Genomic DNA, 16,411 nt, shown 5'->3' on the forward strand with positions numbered 1-16,411 from the left:
CGCATTCGAGCGTCAGTCCGCGCCTGCCATGTCGATCAACTTGGCGACGGTGTTCATGTTGCGCGCCGTGCCAATGCGCGCGGCCGGGATCACCAGCTTGGAATCGGCCATGCCGTCGCCGTAATGCACATAGATCTCGCGCTCGCCCAAGGCGATTTGCTCGTCGCGACGGTGCCGCACCGCGTCCAGCGCGTCGGCCGGTGGCGGATCGTCGAGGAAGATCGCCACCACCCGGTTGGATGCCGCGTGCGCGTACGGATTGCCGGCCAGCACCCGCGCCAGGTCCGCCCCGGTACGCACCACCACCCCGACCGGCTTGCCCGCGTACTCGGCCAGTCGCGCCTCCAAGGCCTGCTTGACCTGGGCCGCTTGCTTGGCGGCGCGGAACACCACATTGCCGCTGGCGATGTAGGTGCGCACGTCCTGAAATCCGGCCGCGGCGCACATCTCGCGCAGCTCGGCCATGGGCAGTTTTCCGGTGCCGCCGACGTTCACGGCGCGAAGCAGGGCGATGTAGGTAGGCATGCGCGAAGCTTACGGGAACGATCGCCCGCGGGAAGGCCAGCGCGGCGTCCGACCGAACCTCAATCGCCGCCTCCACCGCCTCCTCCGTCGCCACCGCCGCAGGCATCGCCGCCGCCAAAGCAATCGCCCGAGTAGCTCCCCGTTATCGTCGCCCCGCCATCCGCGGCATGCAGGTCCGCCTGGTGCGACGACATCGAATCGCGTACTGCGCGCGTTTCGGTCGATACGAAAGCCAGGCAGATCACCGCGCCGATCAAGGGCAGCAGCCATATCAAAGCCACTTGGATCAACCGCTGCCCGCCCGACAGCGTCCCGCTGCGCATCGCAGCCAAGGTGGCGATCAGATTGATCAGCACCAGAACACCGATTACCACCGTCTGCCAATCCATCGCACACGCTCCGGATAGTCGCTAGTGTGTGCGCAGTCTTCCGGGCTTTCGAACGAGCGTCAACGTATTGCGCATAAATTTAGCGATCACCGCTGAAATTCACGAGCGCCAAATGTGGAACGATCTCTGCCGGACGGTAGTGCGGATGGGTGGAGCTATGTCTATCGGCGTAGAAAATGTGTACACGCCGCCCTCCCAGCGATTAGGCACCACGCCGCCTCACCGTCCGCTTGGCGGAGGTTTTGGACGCAGCCACGTCGAGCGCACCGCGCAGCGCCGACGCCTGCGCCTGCAAGTACGCCCACAGCCGCTGCGCAACCGGGCCCTGCGGACGATCGCGTCGCCGCGCCGCCACCAACTCCTCGACCCGACCCGGGAAATGCCGGCCGGCGATCGACAGCAGACGGCCGTCGCGCAGCTCTTCCTCGATCAGGAAGCGCGGCATATGCCCCCAGCCCAGGTTCTGCAAGATGATCTCCTTCTTCATCAACTGATCGCCGACCGTGCACTGCGGCGCGCCCTCGATCACGAAGTAATCGCGCGGGGGCGAATGACGCGCGGTATCGCGCATCACGCACTGGGTGTACTCGCGCATGCGCTCGGGCGTGAGCGCACGCGTGGGCGGCGCGGGCAGCATCCCGGCGCCGACCACCGGCACCATCGGCACCTTGCCCAGATCCAGCCACTCCAGGCGCGGGTCGCTCTTGTCGACGCGGTGCAGGATCAGATCGGCCGCGCCATCGAACAGGCGCTCCCAAGGGCCGGTGACCGCCTCGAAATGCAGATGCAGGCGCGTGGCCGGGCACTGCGCGAAGAAGCGCCCCAGCAGCCCCAGGGCCTGCGGACGCGGGCACAGGTCGCCGATCACCACGTGCAGCTCGCTCTCCTCGCCCATGGCCAACTGCGCCGCGTGCGTGCGCAGGACGTCTAGCTCGCCCAGCAGCGCCTGCGCGCGCCGATGGAAAGACAGCCCGGCCTCGGTCGGGCGCACGCGATAACCGCTGCGGTCCAGCAGGCTCAGGCCCAACTGGCGCTCCAGCTTGGCGACCGCCGCGAACACGGCCGGATGCGAGCGATGCAGCGCTGCCGCCGCGGCCTGGAAACCGCCCGCGCGAACCACCGCGTCGAAGCATTGCAGGTCGCGCAGGGTGAATTCGGCCATGTCTGATTTTCTTACAAAGACTGTGCTTACTTTGTAATATCAAGACGAAACCCACGCAACTAGCCTGCTCTCCAAGGCCAGCGCCGCCGCCTCGTGAACCGTCCGGTTCGCGGCTACGCCGTCGCCACCACCCGGAGAGCAAGACCATGAGCCACACCGAATACCTCGACGCCGGCGACGGCGCACGCATCGCCTATCGCTACGACGGCGATCCCGCCCTGCCCGTGCTGGTGCTGTCCAATTCCATCGGCACCACCTTGCACATGTGGGACGCCGAAGTGCCTGCCTTATCCCAGCGCTTCCGCGTGCTGCGCTACGACCTGCGCGGCCACGGCGGTTCCGGCATCCCGGTCGGCGCCTACTCGCTGGACCGCCTGGGCCGCGACGTGCTGGAACTGATGGATGCGCTGGCAATCGAACGCGCGCATTTCCTCGGCTTGTCGCTGGGCGGCTACGTCGGCCAATGGCTGGGCGTGCACGCACCGGAGCGCATCGACCGGCTGATCCTGGCCAACACCTCGTCTTACCTGGGACCGGCCCCGCAATGGGACCAGCGTATCGCCGCCGTGCTGGAGGCACCGGACATGCGCGACACCGCCGAGACCTTCCTGGCCAACTGGTTCCCGCGCCACCTGCTCGACGCGAACGATCCCGTCGTCGACCGGTTCCGCACGATGCTGTTGAACACCGACCGCCAAGGCCTGGCCGGCGCCTACGCCGCCGTGCGCGACGCCGACCTGCGCCGCCCGATCGCCGTGATCCCCAACCCCACCCTGGTGATCGCCGGCCAATACGACCCGGTCACCGCGGCCAGCCATGGCGAACTGATCGCTGCGACGGTGCCGGGTGCGAAGCTGCTGACGCTCCCGGCCGTGCATCTGTCGAACGTGGAGTTTCACGACGAGTTCGTGGCGGCGGTGCTGGGGTTTCTGGCGCGCTAAGCGTATCGCGCTTTTTCGTACGCGGTGCATGGCGCCATCGCGGCGAGCGGACGCTCAACACACCTTCGAATCGTCCCCGGTGCGGATGGTGTCGCCCTGGCGCCGGCCGCGCCGACGCTTATACTCGCCTCACTTGCGGCCCACGTCTCAGAACTTCGTGGCCTGGCCTCCCCCGCCGCAACACGGATGTTTCTTGCGGATATCACTGGAGGCTGCATGTCTACGCTATTGACCGACCCCGCCGTGGGTGCGGACGAACCCGACTGGGACGCGATCATCGACAACCCCTACCACGCCGGTCCGCTGGTGCGGGTCAGCCGCGCCGGCAACTGGTGGCTGGTGGTGGGCATGCGGCTGGGCCTGGACGACGCGCTGCGTCGCGTGGCCGCGGTCAAGAGCGAGCGCGACAACGAAGACCGTCTTCTGATCTTCGCCGACACCATCACCGCGCAGCACGCGGCCGACGCGCCGATCCTGTGTCGCGAGTTCGAGCACATCGTGGTGATGGCACGGCGCCTGGAAGCCGGCGCGCAGCTGCTGCTGGAGAAACGCGGCTGGGAGATCACCTTCCGTCTGGGCTTCTACGTGGGCAGCCTGAGCCCGGCGACTCAGAAGATCAGCGTGGAGCGCTGGATGAAGTGGAACGACTCCAGCTGGGGCCAGCACGAGGTCCGCGGCAAGCGCGACCTGCCCAGTCCGTTGACGCCCCGGCAGGTGGTGGTCAGCACCTATCCCCTGGACGAAACCAAACCGCTGCCGTTCACCGAAGAAGCGATCAACCTGACCGCGCTGCCGCTGCCGGCCTGCAGCGCGATGCTGGACCGCATGCTGTTCGCCGCGCAGGCGCTGGGCATGGAAGGCAAGGGTGAGCTCGCACTGGAGCTGCTGTCGCGGATGGAGGGGCTGATGGCGCTGGTGCCGAACCAGAGCGGCTGGGACACCGTGTCGCTGGGCTGTCGCTCCACCCAGGAGCTGCTGCGCCCGGTGCGTTTCGATCCCGAACAGGTGCCGTATCTGAGCGCCTCGTTCTACGGCGAGATCGCCAAGGACCACGTGCCCGCCTTGCAGGCCTACGCCGGCACCTTCGCCCGCCTCAGCGATCGCAGCTACGACCTGGACGCGCGCAAGAAGGCCGCCAAACTGGTGTTGGGCGAAAAGGACGATGCCGGTTCGTTCCAGAAGCTGGTGAGCCAGCAGCTGGCCGAGAACCTGCGCCTGGCCACCGCCAACGTCAAACGCGCGCAGGACTCAATCGAACCGCAAAGCGGCAACGTGCGTCGCGCCGAAGCCGAGTTCAAGCGCGGCATGGACGACTGGAAGGCCGCCAAGGAACGCGAGGCCGCGTTCGCGATCGTCGGCGCGGTGTTCTCGTTCGTGTCCGGCGTGGCCTCGATGTTCGGCGGCAACGCCGCCGGCGCGGCCGGCGCCGCCAAGGCGGCCGCCGACGTGGCCAGTACCGCCGCCAAGCTGGCCGAGATCATGAAGACCCTGGTCAAGGTCGGGAAGGCGATCGAGAAGGTCGTCACCATGTGCCTGGCCATCGTCGCCGCGGTCGACAAGATCGACAACGCCAAGAAATTCGCCGACGACCTGTCGGCGCTGACCCGCGAATCCCTGTCCGACGACGCCAAGGGCGCGCCGTCCGCGGGCGCCTATTGGGACCAGCTGTGGGTGGAAGTCGAGACCCAACTGGCCCCGGCGATCAAGGAAGGCATCGGCGGCGCCGAGGAATACCTGAAGGAACTCAAGATCCTGGTGATCTACGGCCGCGCCCTGACCACCGCGCAGGCCGCGCTGCCGCCGCTGGTGCAGGAAATCGCGCGCGCCAAGCTGCAGTCGGAGATCGCGCGTCGCCAGTACGACGCCGTCGCCCGCGAGATAGAGGGCCTGAAGAAGGAAGAGGTGTTGTCCGGCCAGGCCATGATCGTGCTGTGGGGCAACTACCGCGCCGTGCAGCGCTCGATGCTGGTCGCCTTGGGCCAGTTCGACGCGGCTTACCGCTACTGGGCGCTGAGCGATCCCCTGCCGCCGCGCGACAACCACCGCGGCATCGCCGACCTGGCCGGCGATCTGGTCGCCATCGCCGATCTGAAAAAGATGCAGGCGCGCGCCTTGGACAGCTTCCGCCCAATACCGCAGCCCTACACCCGCAACAAGTACGCCTTGCCCGCCAGCGCACGCGAGGCCTTGCTCGGCGGCCAGCGCGTGGAACTGCGCTTCACCCCCAGCCGCGGTCCGCTGTCGACCTGGGGCCGCGTCAGCCGCGTGCGCGTCGGTGAAATCTTCGTCTGGGTGGAATGGGTCGAAGGGCAACGCCCCAGCAAGGGCGAGATCGAATTCACCGTGCGTACCAGCGGCGCCTACGACGACCGCAAGCTGGTCGCCGGCCAGGTCCAGGACTTCCACTTCCACGGCGCGCCGGTCAACCTGACCTTCCGTTACGACCTGGCCAACGTCCCCACCGATCCCGCCCTCGACTGCATCCGCGTACGCGCCGCCATCGCCGAGGAATTCCGCACCTCGTATCCCGAGCCGACGCTGTACACCGATTGGATCCTGTCCTCGCCGAAGGTGGAAGCGGGCGACACCGAGACGCTGGACCTGGGCAAGCTGAAGACGGCGATCGCGAATATCCGGTTGGAGTTTTCGGGGACGTATATCAAGGATCCGGACAAGGTGTTTTGAGCGCCGTTGCGTCGCTCCCTTGCTGGAGTGGCGCCACTTTAGATGTCGTGGGAGCGACGTAAGTCGCGATGGCGCAGCCGCATCGCTTTCGCGGTCGCGGCTTGCGCCGCTCCTACAGAAAGCAGGGTGGTCGCCCTTAAGCCGATGGGGCGACCACTGAAACAACCTGAGCCGCGCCGACATCGCCACGGCGCCCAGCAGTCGCCCTCTTTTTTGTCGGCGATCCCGCTCTTGTCTGGGACTGCGCGACGGTGAAAGATGTCGCATGGCACGACAGGAGGTCGCATGCTCGAGGAAGTCATCAAGGCGGGAGGTGGATCTTTCCTGATCTTCGGCGTGGTGGTCGCTCTGGGCTTCTACGCGGTGCGCGGCGTGTTCGGGCTGCATGGGCGTCGCGGTCAACATCGAAAGGAGTTTCTCGAGCTTTGGTCCGATGGCCGGGAACGCGATGCGCTGTGGCTGCAGATGGCGGTCCGGCACGTGTTCGGCACCTATCTACCCACACCGGTGATCCGTTTGGCGCTGAGCCGTCCCGACAGCGCCCAATCGCTGGCAGACCTGTCGTCGCTGTGGGCTCTGCTCATCTACGACAGCGCAACCCAGAAGGTCGCTTGGCGACAGGGATGGCATGCCACCCTGCCTAGGCGCCGGTTCGCCAGTATCGTGCTGATAGTGGGTTATTTTTCGGCCATGTTCGCCGCCGCGGGCGGCGCGTACACCTCGGCGCAGCTTGGCCCCGGTTCCGCCACGGGCTGGATCTACGGGTTCTTTGCCGCGATCATGGCCGGGCTCGCCTTCCTATGCGTGGAGCATGAGGACAAGTTCGCCATCTCGGTGCGAGTAGGCGACGCCTGGGTGAAACGCATCAACCGCACCGCCCAGCGGGCGCGCAAGCGCCGCCCGACACCTTCAAACTGACGACACGGCCGTAATGGCAGCCTACCCCACCCGCTCGAAATGGAATGCCATGCCACGCACGTCCCTGCTATTGCTTTCGCTCGCGCTAAGCGCGCCCGTCTGGGCGGCGAGCCCGCCACCCGTCTCCGCGACCGCCAAGGCCATGGCCACGGCCTATGTGGACGACTTCAAGGACATGGTGCGCAGCACGCCTGATGCCAATCCCAACGAAGTCGCGTGCATCGAGCGCATTCCCGCCACCGCGGTGGCCGACGCGATGCAGGAAGTCATCGCGCAGTCCTTAAGCGCAGACGAGCAGGCCGAGATGGAGCGCTTCTACGCTAGCCCCGAAGGCTTGCGCCTGCTCGCGATCTACCGTCGCTGGGGCGACAAGAGAAATCCAGCCAGCGATGCCGAGCTGGAGGAAGTTCTGCCTATCATCAGGTCTCCGGTACAGACCAAGTTGTTCGATGCGACCTCCTTCCAGAGCCTGGGCTCCATACAGGCCATGAACGCGATCGCCCCGCTGCTGGAGCGCTGCTCGGCGTCGCGCTAGCCGCGTCATCCCGTTGGCGACGCTTCCTGTGGGAGCGGCGTAAGCCGCGATAGCGCAACTTCGGACACTGGACGGTCGCGACTTACGTCGCTCCTACCCCAAAACGATGAGTCGTGCTTGCGGGCTGTGGGGTAGGAGCGGCGTGAGCCGCGACCGTAGTCCAGTGCTCTGGCCGGGCTGCGCAGTTCTGCGTAGTTGCGCCATCGCGGCTTACGCCGCTCCCACAGAGAGCTATCGGCTAGCGATCAAGGTTTGCGGGCGGATACGGTCCACGCAAGCCGTCACACGCCCCACAACCTCCGCGCCTCCTCCGCGATCACCTCCGGAAACTCCTCCTGAAAGAACAGCTTCGCGCGCGGAACGCGGCGGATGCCTTGGGAGTTCGGGAAGGTGCGGTCCAGATACTCCGCGTCGCCCTGATCGAAGATGTCGTCCGCCGCGCCCCACACGATGCGCACGGGAACCTGGCTGCGCTTGAGCTGCGCTTCGATGCCCGCCAACGGATTCGGCGTCAGGGCCAGATGGAAAGCGTGGTACTGCGCGCGCCGCAGCGGCGTGCTGACCAGCGGGGTAACGTAGTACTCGATCGTCTCGTCGGCGAAACCGCTGGGGTCGGCGAACACGGCGGCACCGAACGTAGCCCGGGCCTTGGGCTTGTCGGTCAGCCATTCGGCGGTCGCGTCGGCCAGGGTGCCGTTGCGGGCCATGTCGAGCACGGGCTGGATCTTCGGCGGCGGGCTGTCGGGCTCCACGTCGCAGTTGGTCAGCAGCAGGCTGCGCACGCGCTTGGGATGACGCAGCAGAAACAGCTGGGCCACCGCACCGCCGCTGTCGCTGGCGACGATGTCGACCTGATCCACGCGCAACGAGTCCAACAGCGCGGCCAGCATGGCGGCCTGATCGCCGGCGGCCAGCGATTGAGCGGCCGGCACCTCCGAGTAACCCAGCCCCATGAAGTCGGGCGCGATGCAGCGCCGGTACGGGGACAGGCGATCGATGGCGCCTCGCCATTGGAACCCGTTGAGCGGAGCGCCATGCAGGAACAAGGCGGCGCGACCGTGCCCGCGTTCGATGTAGGCGATCCTGCCGAACGGCAACGCGGCGTAGCGACGGGTGGCCCGATAAGCGGCGGCGTCCAGGGGCGCCTCGGCGCCGGCGTGGGCAGCGCGGCGGCGGGCCGAGGCCAGCGGCAGGTAACTGCCGGCGACGCCGGCGGCCAGGCTGGCGGCGGCGAAGGTAATGAATTGGCGGCGATGCATGAAGGCAGTCCTGTGCGGGGAGACCGGCCCATGCTGGCGAACGCGCGGCGCGCGGGCGCGCACAAACGGACGACGACGAGCACGCAGGGATGATTTTCGGCACTGTCGGCCGCCGCCGCGCGGGCCGAGGATCGGGCCATGAGCGACCGCCCCGCCTGCTATCCCCCGCCGCCGTCGAGGTCGACACTGGGCACCGCTGCTGATCGCGCGCCGCTGCTGGACGTGCTGACTTCGCCGGTGCCGCAGGGCGTATTCGACTCGCCGGTGGATGGGCGCCACGTGCTGTGCCTGCACCTGGGCGAGCCGGTGCCGGTGTCCTACCGCATGGACGGCCACCAACGCCAAGGCGTGCGCCTGCATGGGCAGTACTGCGTGGTGCCGGCGGGCGCGAGCACGCGCTGGGTGGTGTCGCGGCCCGCACGCTCGCTGCTGCTGCGCCTCACGCCCTCGCTGCTGGGCGACACCTCGCAAGCGATGGGTCTGGGCAGCGACGGCGCGCTGCTGGCGCCGGCGATCCACGTGCGCGATCCGCAGGTCGAGCGCATCGGCTGGATGATGCAGGCCGAAGATCACGACGCGTACCCGGGCGGGCGCTTGTTCGCCGACAGTCTGGCCTCGGCACTGGCGACGCGGTTGCTGACGTTGCAATCGCGCCGCTCGCCGGTCGCCGACACCAAAGGCCGCGCGCTACCGGGCTGGCGCCTGCGTCGCGTACAGGAGTACGTGGAAGCCCACCTGGACGAACCTTTGTCGCTGCTGGAACTGGCCGCGGTGGCGGGCTACAGCGCCTCGCATTTCAAGGCGCTGTTCAAACAGGCCACGGGCGTGCCGGTGCACCGCTACGTGCTGCAGCGCCGGGTCGAACGCGCGCGCCTGTTGTTGCTGCAAGGTGAGCAACGCATCGGCGATATCGCGTTGGCGACGGGCTTCTCGCACGCCAGCCATATGGCCCGCTGCCTGCAACGCCTACTGGGAACCAGCCCCTCGCAATTGATGCGCGATGCGGCCGTTGCTGGTCGCGTCGCGCACTAGCCCCTACGCGCTGCGCCCACGCGACTGCGCCTGCGCCTCCTGCGATGGCGCGGACGGGTTGGCCTCGTTGAGACGGTTGAGCTGGGCGATCGAATCGGCCACCGGCGTGCGCACCGCATCGTCGGTGCGCATGCTGGCCAATTGACGGCCGGGGTTCTGCAAGTCGCCCTGCACCACGATCATGTTCTGACCGGCGGCCACGCCGTTTGCGTTGGCGGAGCTGAGCACGATGTGATTGATCTCGGTCAGGCCCTGCTTGCGCGCCAGGCACGCCGCGCTGGCGGCCATGCAGGCGCTGTTGCCGTCGTACTCGCGCCCCAGGCTGGCGTCGAGGCGGCGGGTGGCGGCCTCGGCCTGCGGCAGTAGCGGATCGTTGCTGCCCAATGGACCGGACGCAGGACCGCGGTTGCCGGGCGGCGGCGCGGGCTGCGCGCCCTGCGGCGCGGCGGGTTGCGTGCCGGGCGCGGGCGCGTTCGGCGCGGGCGCATCCTGATTCTGAGTGGGCGGCACCAGCCGCTGCAGCGTGGCCGGGTCGAGATTGCCGGTGGCCGGCAGGCCCTGCGCGTTCTGGTAGTTGATCACCGCCGCCTGCATGGACAGCCGGTACACGCCGTCCTCGGCCAACGGCTGCCCATCGGCGCCGCGGATGCCCGCCGCGTTGAGGTTGCGCGCAGCGGCGCGCACGCGATCGTCGGACTCGCCGATGCGGATGATGCCGTCGTCCACCACCGGACGCGCCTCGATGCCCTGTCCGCGCCGCGGCGGGTCCAGCGCCAAACGACCGCTGCCGAGGTCGTCGACGTAGTTGTCGAATTGTTGGTGGTAGCGCGTGTCCACTTCCATATGCACGTGGATCGGCACCGTGGCGACATTGCTCTGCGTGCCCAGCGCCTGGCCGTACTGGATGGTGTCGCCCTCGGCCACCGCGATGTTGCTCATGTGGCGCACGCGTGCGATCACCTCGCCGCCTTCGCGGTCGTAGATGTCGACCAGGCCTTCGCTCGGACTGACCCGGCCCACGTAGCCGGCCAGCGGCGAAGGTACATCGACGCTGCGCGAGCCCGGTCCCGTGGCCAGGCGCGGGTCTTCGAGAATGAAATCGCGCTTCTCCAGCACCTGGTTCTCGGTCAGGCCGTAATCGCGGCGCGCGGTGCGCACTTCGATCTCCTGGATCTCGCCATCGATCACGCCGTGCCGGCGCCCGGCCTGTCCGCCGGTGACCACGCCATTGACCACGCGCGCATCCGCGTTACCGCCCGGGTGATGGGTGACCAGGCTTTCGTAATCGGTGACCGGAATATTGGCGCTGCGGCCCTTCTGGATCACGCGATAAGGCCTGGGGTCGGCCGGGGCGGCGGCTTGCGGGTCTTGCTCGTTCTCGTTGGCCATGGCGGCGATTCCTTTCGTGGTCGCGACGAACGCGATGGGCCGTGCCGCGCTCAGCGGCAGCGGTAATAGGTGTTGGATTGCTTATGGTTGACCACGGTCAGCTCGCCGTTGTCCTCGCCGCTGAGCAGCAGGACCTCTTCCAGCCGGATCGAGTCTTCGTTGATATGCAACTGCGAAACGATCTTCCAGGCCTGTGGCGTCTTGGAGATCTGCACCACGCTGACCGGCTCGCGCCAATCCTCGTAGGCGCTGAGCTTGCGCGGGGCGATCTGGAAGCGCGAATCGCTGTCGGCGGCATCGGGACCCTTGCAGGCCTCTGGGCTGTCGCCCATCCAAGTGCCTTGCAGCACCGCCGGGTAGATGGCGGCGGGCGGTTTGCCCTTGGCGGGCGAGGCAGTGCAGGCGATGCACAACAGGCCCGCCGCTGCGGCCGCGATCACGTAGCTCACTCTGGATTCCATGCAGCGTCCCTTGCATTCCGGTGGTGTCAGGATACGCCGGGTCGTTGGACCGTTCCACGGGCCTCTCGTGAAAGCCACCTTCCAGTCCTCATGACAACCGCATCGACGGCCGAACCTCAGTCTGGACGGCGTCAGGGCTGGGCTGCGCGGGCTGACTCGCTTCATAGAGCCGGTTGAGCTGGGCAATCGAATTTGCTGCGGGCGTGCTCACCGCATCCGAGGTCTTCATGCTGGCCAGGCGGTGCGCGGGGTCGCGTAGCTCGCCCTGCACCACGATGATGTTCTCGCCACGCGCGACGTTGCCGTGGGCTTCGCTCAGGACAATGTGGTCGATACCGGTAAGGCCCTGCCTGCGCGCCAGGCAAGCCGCGCTGGCGGCCATGCAGGCGCTGCTGCCGTCGTACTCGCGGCCCAGGCTGGCATCGAGACGGCGGGTCGCGGCTTCGGCGTGTGGCAGCAAGGGGTCGGCGCTGACGGGCCGGCCGGAAGCGCCGCCGTAGCGATCGGCCCGCGGATCAAGCGGCCGCGTATCGCGTTCGGGGTCGGTGGGATTCACTTGTGGAGGCAAGATCAATGGTGCCAGCCGTTGCATGGTGACCTGATCGAGATTGCCGGTAACGGGCAAGCCTTGTGCATTCTGATAGTTGATCACCGCCGCCTGCATGGGAAAGCGGTAAACCCCATCCTCCACCAGCGCCTGCCCGTTCGCATCGCGGTAGCCCTCGGCATTCAGCCGTTGCTGGGCGATGCGCGCCAGCTCGGACGATTCGCCGATGCGGATCACGCCGTCGTCGATGACTTCACGCGCTTCGATGCCTTGGCCGCGCCGCGTCGGATCGATCGATAGGCGGCCGTCCGACAGGTCTTGGACGTAGTTCTCGTACTGCTGGTGGTAGCGGGTATCGACTTCCATGTGGACGTGAACCCTTTCAGTCGCCTGGTTGCTCTGCGTACCCAGCGCCTGCCCGTACTGAATGGTGTCACCCTCGTTGACGGCGATGTCGCGCATGTGGCGGATCCTTGCTATGACCTCACCGCCTTCGCGGTCATAGATATCGACAAGGCCCTCGGCGTCGCTGCGCCGGCCGACATAGCCCTCCAGGGGCGATGGCACGTCTACATCTCGGACGCCTCTCGCACCACTGGCCAGCCGTGAATCTTCGAGTATGAAATCCTTCTTCAACAGCACCTGATCGCGCGCCAAACCGCGAGGGTTCTGCAGTGTCCAAACTTCAATCTGTTCTATTTCGGAATCGATCAGGGCGTGCGGCCGAGGCCGCTCCCCGTTTACGACCACACCATTTACGACTTCGGCCCGACGGCTAGCCGCGGGATGATGCGTGACGAGGCTATCGAAGTCCGTGACCGGGATGTTCGCCGTCATTCCCTTTTGTATGACGCGATAGTGCGGTTGGGGCTGGGGGGCACCCTCAACATCGGATCGTTGTTCATCGGTCACAGCATCGACTCCTTTCGACACGCCCCTGGCTATCAAGCAGCCATTACTGGCAACGGCCGTACGTGTTGGATTGATCGATGTTCACTACGGTCAGGTAGCGGTTCTGATGACCACTAAGCACGTAGATCTCTTCCAGCTCGACCGATGCGCCGTCGAAGTACGTCCGTGACACGACTTTCCATGCCATCGGAACTTTCGAGATTTGAACAATACGAAGCGGCTTGTTCCAATGCTCGTAGCCGATCAGCTTGGCTGGAGTGATCTCGAAGCGCGCATCGCTGTCGAGACTGTCGGGATTCTTGCAGTCCTCGTTCTCACCCAGCCAAATCCCTTTCAGCGCCGCCGGGTAGTGAACCGCGCTAGATTTCCCTTTGGCCACGGCTCCACAACAGGCCATACCGACTATTCCCGCCAGCGCCATCGCAAACACCTTGCCTGCCTTGAACTCCATGCGGCACTCCTTGCGCTTCTCCACCTCTAGGATACGCCCGAGCAATTGCCGGTCGTCAACGGCGTATATGTTGTGCCGATGATCAAATGAATCGCACACCATCGCCCGCAACCGATGGTTGCGACCGTCCAATCATTTCAGCGCGGCATGAAGGCACGAAAAAATAAAGGCGACCCTGGGGCCGCCTTCCTGGTTCAGCTTGCGGGTATCAAGACGCCTGCGGATTCCGAACTATCGCCGCGCCTACTTCGCCGGCGTCTTGCGCGCAGCCGCCAGCGCCGGCGCACTCAACACGCCTTGCTGCTCGGCCAGCTTCAACAGCTGGGCCTCGATCTGCGACGCGGAGGTCGAGGAACGGGCCATGACGGTGGGAGTGCCTGCTTTAGCGGCGCCCAGCCGATGCTCGGAGCGCAGGAAGCGACCCTTCACGGTGTACTCGGGCTCGGCTTCCGCGCCTACCACTTCGACACGGATGCCGTTGTAACCCAGCACGGGCTGCAGCTCCGTCGAACCCACGCCCGCGCCAGTGGCCAAGGCGCCGGACAGCTGCGTCTGCAGCGAGCGAATGGTCTTGGCGTCGGTGATCGTCAGCGTGGGATTGGGCCGCCCCGAATAGACCAGGTAAGTCACGCGCAGCGCGGAGGGGGCGGCGGGGGCGTTCTGCGCCCAGGCCGCGGGGCCACCGAACAGCGACAGCAGCACTACACAGATGGCCCAGGCTTTCATCGGACGCCTCGATACTAGGGAGTGAACGCGGTTCATCGGATTTCCTCGTGGCCGCCGGCCTGCACACTGTCCGACCACAGGCGGAAGTAGCCGCAGAAGTCGGTGTAGGGGCCGCGGTCGGCGTACTGCGGGTCGTTGATCGGCGAGCCCGAGTTGTCCAGGTTGGTCGCGGCCGTCTGCCCGGGCTTGTGGCTCCAGGTACCGTACGCATCACGGCGATACCAGTGGTAATCCTCGCCGGGTGCGACCACCAAGGCCACGGCGGTTTTGTAGCTGGGGTCGTAGGGGTCGGCGATGGGCTCCAAGCCGTCGCGCACGGCGGCGGCGTGGACCACGGCGCAGCTCATGCCGATGGCGGTCTGCCCCGACGCGCGGCCCGGCTGCGCGAAAGTGTTGGTGCGCTTGTTGTTGGCGTAGTTGTAGCAATTGTTCATGGTCATGGAACCGCCGTTCCACGAACTGGGCTCGTACAGCGGGTAGCCCGGCGCCATCACCGTGGCGATCTCGTCGATGGACAGCGCGCGGCTGTACAGATGCACCTCGTCCAGGCGATCGTTGAAATACGCGGTGCCGTCGACCGCGGCGCCGATCAACAGCGGCGCGTCGTTATTGCTGAGGATCTCGGTCTGCAGCGGCCAGGCGCCGGCCTCGTTGCCGTCGATATAGAACTGCACCGTGCCGGTGCTGCGCGCCACCGCCACGGCGACGTGGTGCCAGCGGTTGGGCGTCAGCGCCATCTCGGTCAAGGACGCGTAAGCCGCCTTGCGCGACGAGCCGCTCAGCCGCAGCGTCACCCGCCGACTGCTTGAAATGCCGAACACGTAGCCGCCGTTGATGCCGCGGTTGTCCAGAATGGTGCGGGTGGTGATGGTGTCGCCCACGCGCACGTAGGCGCCGAAGCTGAAATCACCGCTGGCGAAACTCAGCGCCGGCGAGTACGGCACGGTGTAGTACTTGGCCCCGGCCAAGCTGGCGCCCCGATTGGCCCAGCCCCAGGAGGTGGTGTTGGCGCCGACCGCGGTGGCGTTGTGGCCATTGTTGGTCACGTCCGTGGCCACGGTGGAGATGGTCTGGAAGTTCCACCCCGCCACCGACCAGCCGGACACGATGGGCGTGGGTTGCGAGTGGCTGGAGGCGATGGGGAGCAAGGCGCCGAGTAGCAACGCGCACAGCACGAGCCTGGGTTTCATGCGATGTCCTTATGCATTGCAGGCGACGAAACGGGGCCGTGCCTGCGGAACCGGCTGCCCCGAGCCGATGTGTTTAGTCCTGCCGCATCTTGTGCCGGGGCTCAGCGGGAACACAAGGCCCGCCGCTCTGTGCGCGCGGCAGCACACCGGCCCTAGTCCGCCGCCCGCAAGCCCTCTCCACCGCATTCATTGCAGCGCTCTAAGGCGGCCCAGCGACCGGACTCGTCCGAGTACTCGTTGCAGACCTCGCCCCGGCCCCGACAGCGCGGGCACCAGCGATAGCCGTAGCGAACCGAGGCATCCCCTGGCAGCGCCGACGCTCGGAACAGCCGCTTGCGTATGTCCGATTTGAGGTTATCCGGATCGCTCATGCCCGTATTGAGCCATATCCGCGGCGGCAATTTCGGCCTGTCGCGCCCCTGCCGGCACCCGCCGGGCGCCGGCGCCGGTTTCACTGAACCGTGGCTACTCAGCCCTTGGCGGGCTTCTTCGGCTCGGTGAACACCCGCTTCTTGAGGTCCGCCAGCACCTTGCGCTGGTCGGTCTGGTTGAGCAGCCAGAACGCCACGATGGCTTCGGCCATGACCTGCGTCACGGCGTAGAAGTAGGCCAGCGGCATGCCCATCGCGTCGGCGATGCGCTGAGCCGTAGCCAAATCAGCGTCGTGGACAGCCTTTTCGTAGCGGTTGATGCGGACGGCGGCCGTTTCGGCCGGCAAACCAATAGCCATGCCCAGCTCCTTCTGAGTGAGCCCGGCATCTTCCCTGGCTGCTTTCAGCCGCTGCGCAAAGATGGAGCGGGCATCTACGTCGGTCTGGGCCATGCGCAAAGGATGGCGTCAAACCACAGGAGCGTAAATTACGTTAAACGTAATCAAAAGTCTAGCTTCTAAGCTCAGCGCAGTTCACGCGTCCGCTAGAAGTTCCCGCACTCTCTGCCCCCACTCTCCGACATTTACGCCATCAAGACCTTGAGCTTTGTCAAGGCAACCCACCTCTAGTTCTTCAAGTCTGAAGAACTCGTAGGTCTTTCTCCCTTTCGGTGTCGCTCTGCTAGTCAAATATTTGACCAACAGATGGTTGTCCATGCCGGCGACGACCCTACTCAAATGATCTGCATAGACGTCCAGATTTGGGTGAATTATTTCGTAAGCATCAGAACTATCAACAAGAGCCTCCATCTCATGAGCAGAAACCCCGTGAACAAAATCCCATCTCGCCCTCTTTATGTTCATGTTGCATCTTTTACAAGACGCGCTAAGGTTTACACTCAAGAAAGTAAACCCCTTA

The 16,411-nt window shown here is 66.1% G+C and carries 17 protein-coding genes; 5 read left to right on the forward strand and 12 right to left on the reverse strand.

Annotated features, from left to right (window positions below):
• Positions 1-12 precede the first annotated feature (12 nt).
• From ASE43_RS15080 to ASE43_RS15090, 3 genes are all read right to left on the reverse strand, one after another.
• The gene (locus ASE43_RS15080) at positions 13-525 is read right to left on the reverse strand and encodes a DUF1697 domain-containing protein (RefSeq protein WP_057161028.1); all 513 of its coding nucleotides are present in this window, start codon (positions 523-525) and stop codon (positions 13-15) included.
• Between the two features lie 59 nt (positions 526-584).
• Positions 585-914 (reverse strand): hypothetical protein, encoded by a 330-nt coding sequence (locus ASE43_RS15085; RefSeq protein ID WP_057161029.1) that lies wholly within the window; start codon positions 912-914, stop codon positions 585-587.
• A gap of 202 nt (positions 915-1,116) precedes the next feature.
• Positions 1,117-2,076 (reverse strand): LysR family transcriptional regulator, encoded by a 960-nt coding sequence (locus ASE43_RS15090; protein ID WP_057161030.1) that lies wholly within the window; start codon positions 2,074-2,076, stop codon positions 1,117-1,119.
• A gap of 146 nt (positions 2,077-2,222) precedes the next feature.
• On the opposite strand from ASE43_RS15090, the gene ASE43_RS15095 reads away from it, so the two are divergent.
• The 4 genes from ASE43_RS15095 to ASE43_RS15110 all read left to right on the forward strand — a co-directional run bounded on the left by ASE43_RS15095 (position 2,223) and on the right by ASE43_RS15110 (position 7,155).
• A complete protein-coding gene (locus ASE43_RS15095; RefSeq protein ID WP_057161031.1) occupies positions 2,223-3,017 on the forward strand; it encodes an alpha/beta fold hydrolase in 795 nt (264 codons plus the stop codon).
• A 216-nt stretch (positions 3,018-3,233) separates the two neighbouring features.
• Positions 3,234-5,702 carry a hypothetical protein gene (locus tag ASE43_RS15100; RefSeq protein ID WP_157499954.1) on the forward strand — a complete coding sequence of 823 codons (2,469 nt, stop codon included), beginning with the start codon at positions 3,234-3,236 and terminating at the stop codon, positions 5,700-5,702.
• Between the two features lie 285 nt (positions 5,703-5,987).
• Positions 5,988-6,620, forward strand: coding sequence for a hypothetical protein (locus ASE43_RS15105; protein ID WP_057161033.1), 633 nt, complete (start codon positions 5,988-5,990; stop codon positions 6,618-6,620).
• A 13-nt stretch (positions 6,621-6,633) separates the two neighbouring features.
• A complete protein-coding gene (locus ASE43_RS15110) occupies positions 6,634-7,155 on the forward strand; it encodes a hypothetical protein (protein ID WP_157499956.1) in 522 nt (173 codons plus the stop codon).
• A gap of 281 nt (positions 7,156-7,436) precedes the next feature.
• Here the strand turns inward: ASE43_RS15110 and ASE43_RS15115 are convergent, their stop codons facing one another.
• On the reverse strand, positions 7,437-8,414 hold the full coding sequence (locus tag ASE43_RS15115) for an alpha/beta hydrolase (RefSeq protein ID WP_057161035.1): 978 nt from the start codon (positions 8,412-8,414) through the stop codon (positions 7,437-7,439).
• A 138-nt stretch (positions 8,415-8,552) separates the two neighbouring features.
• Between ASE43_RS15115 and ASE43_RS15120 the strand changes: the two genes are divergently transcribed.
• Positions 8,553-9,446 (forward strand): AraC family transcriptional regulator, encoded by an 894-nt coding sequence (locus tag ASE43_RS15120; RefSeq protein WP_057161036.1) that lies wholly within the window; start codon positions 8,553-8,555, stop codon positions 9,444-9,446.
• A gap of 3 nt (positions 9,447-9,449) precedes the next feature.
• Here the strand turns inward: ASE43_RS15120 and ASE43_RS22685 are convergent, their stop codons facing one another.
• From ASE43_RS22685 to ASE43_RS21910, 8 genes are all read right to left on the reverse strand, one after another.
• Positions 9,450-10,835, reverse strand: coding sequence for an XVIPCD domain-containing protein (locus ASE43_RS22685; RefSeq protein ID WP_057161037.1), 1,386 nt, complete (start codon positions 10,833-10,835; stop codon positions 9,450-9,452).
• 50 nt (positions 10,836-10,885) lie between these two features.
• Positions 10,886-11,296 carry a hypothetical protein gene (locus tag ASE43_RS15130; protein WP_157499253.1) on the reverse strand — a complete coding sequence of 137 codons (411 nt, stop codon included), beginning with the start codon at positions 11,294-11,296 and terminating at the stop codon, positions 10,886-10,888.
• Between the two features lie 88 nt (positions 11,297-11,384).
• Positions 11,385-12,755: an XVIPCD domain-containing protein gene (locus ASE43_RS15135; protein ID WP_157499958.1), complete on the reverse strand. Its 1,371-nt coding sequence runs from the start codon at positions 12,753-12,755 to the stop codon at positions 11,385-11,387.
• A gap of 43 nt (positions 12,756-12,798) precedes the next feature.
• Positions 12,799-13,206, reverse strand: a complete 408-nt coding sequence (locus tag ASE43_RS15140; protein ID WP_157499960.1) for a hypothetical protein — start codon at positions 13,204-13,206, stop codon at positions 12,799-12,801.
• Positions 13,207-13,449: 243 nt separating this feature from the next.
• The gene (locus tag ASE43_RS15145; protein ID WP_157499962.1) at positions 13,450-13,932 is read right to left on the reverse strand and encodes a hypothetical protein; all 483 of its coding nucleotides are present in this window, start codon (positions 13,930-13,932) and stop codon (positions 13,450-13,452) included.
• A 32-nt stretch (positions 13,933-13,964) separates the two neighbouring features.
• A complete protein-coding gene (locus ASE43_RS15150; RefSeq protein WP_082607303.1) occupies positions 13,965-15,122 on the reverse strand; it encodes a LamG domain-containing protein in 1,158 nt (385 codons plus the stop codon).
• 469 nt (positions 15,123-15,591) lie between these two features.
• Positions 15,592-15,945, reverse strand: a complete 354-nt coding sequence (locus ASE43_RS15155) for a helix-turn-helix transcriptional regulator (RefSeq protein WP_057161042.1) — start codon at positions 15,943-15,945, stop codon at positions 15,592-15,594.
• Between the two features lie 81 nt (positions 15,946-16,026).
• Positions 16,027-16,356, reverse strand: coding sequence for a hypothetical protein (locus ASE43_RS21910; RefSeq protein ID WP_157499964.1), 330 nt, complete (start codon positions 16,354-16,356; stop codon positions 16,027-16,029).
• Positions 16,357-16,411: the final 55 nt, after the last annotated feature.

It is taken from the genome of Lysobacter sp. Root983, assembly GCF_001429345.1.
In the GTDB taxonomy this organism is placed as follows: Bacteria; Pseudomonadota; Gammaproteobacteria; order Xanthomonadales; family Xanthomonadaceae; genus Lysobacter.

What these genes read in the sequence shown, in the direction of transcription:
- ASE43_RS15080 (WP_057161028.1), bottom strand. Translation starts at nt 525, where the DNA reads ATGCCTACCTACATCGCCCTGCTTCGCGCCGTGAACGTCGGCGGCACC.
- ASE43_RS15085 (WP_057161029.1), bottom strand. Translation starts at nt 914, where the DNA reads ATGGATTGGCAGACGGTGGTAATCGGTGTTCTGGTGCTGATCAATCTG.
- ASE43_RS15090 (WP_057161030.1), bottom strand. Translation starts at nt 2,076, where the DNA reads ATGGCCGAATTCACCCTGCGCGACCTGCAATGCTTCGACGCGGTGGTT.
- ASE43_RS15095 (WP_057161031.1), top strand. Translation starts at nt 2,223, where the DNA reads ATGAGCCACACCGAATACCTCGACGCCGGCGACGGCGCACGCATCGCC.
- ASE43_RS15100 (WP_157499954.1), top strand. Translation starts at nt 3,234, where the DNA reads ATGTCTACGCTATTGACCGACCCCGCCGTGGGTGCGGACGAACCCGAC.
- ASE43_RS15105 (WP_057161033.1), top strand. Translation starts at nt 5,988, where the DNA reads ATGCTCGAGGAAGTCATCAAGGCGGGAGGTGGATCTTTCCTGATCTTC.
- ASE43_RS15110 (WP_157499956.1), top strand. Translation starts at nt 6,634, where the DNA reads ATGGCAGCCTACCCCACCCGCTCGAAATGGAATGCCATGCCACGCACG.
- ASE43_RS15115 (WP_057161035.1), bottom strand. Translation starts at nt 8,414, where the DNA reads ATGCATCGCCGCCAATTCATTACCTTCGCCGCCGCCAGCCTGGCCGCC.
- ASE43_RS15120 (WP_057161036.1), top strand. Translation starts at nt 8,553, where the DNA reads ATGAGCGACCGCCCCGCCTGCTATCCCCCGCCGCCGTCGAGGTCGACA.
- ASE43_RS22685 (WP_057161037.1), bottom strand. Translation starts at nt 10,835, where the DNA reads ATGGCCAACGAGAACGAGCAAGACCCGCAAGCCGCCGCCCCGGCCGAC.
- ASE43_RS15130 (WP_157499253.1), bottom strand. Translation starts at nt 11,296, where the DNA reads ATGGAATCCAGAGTGAGCTACGTGATCGCGGCCGCAGCGGCGGGCCTG.
- ASE43_RS15140 (WP_157499960.1), bottom strand. Translation starts at nt 13,206, where the DNA reads ATGGAGTTCAAGGCAGGCAAGGTGTTTGCGATGGCGCTGGCGGGAATA.
- ASE43_RS15145 (WP_157499962.1), bottom strand. Translation starts at nt 13,932, where the DNA reads ATGAAAGCCTGGGCCATCTGTGTAGTGCTGCTGTCGCTGTTCGGTGGC.
- ASE43_RS15150 (WP_082607303.1), bottom strand. Translation starts at nt 15,122, where the DNA reads ATGAAACCCAGGCTCGTGCTGTGCGCGTTGCTACTCGGCGCCTTGCTC.
- ASE43_RS15155 (WP_057161042.1), bottom strand. Translation starts at nt 15,945, where the DNA reads ATGGCCCAGACCGACGTAGATGCCCGCTCCATCTTTGCGCAGCGGCTG.
- ASE43_RS21910 (WP_157499964.1), bottom strand. Translation starts at nt 16,356, where the DNA reads ATGAACATAAAGAGGGCGAGATGGGATTTTGTTCACGGGGTTTCTGCT.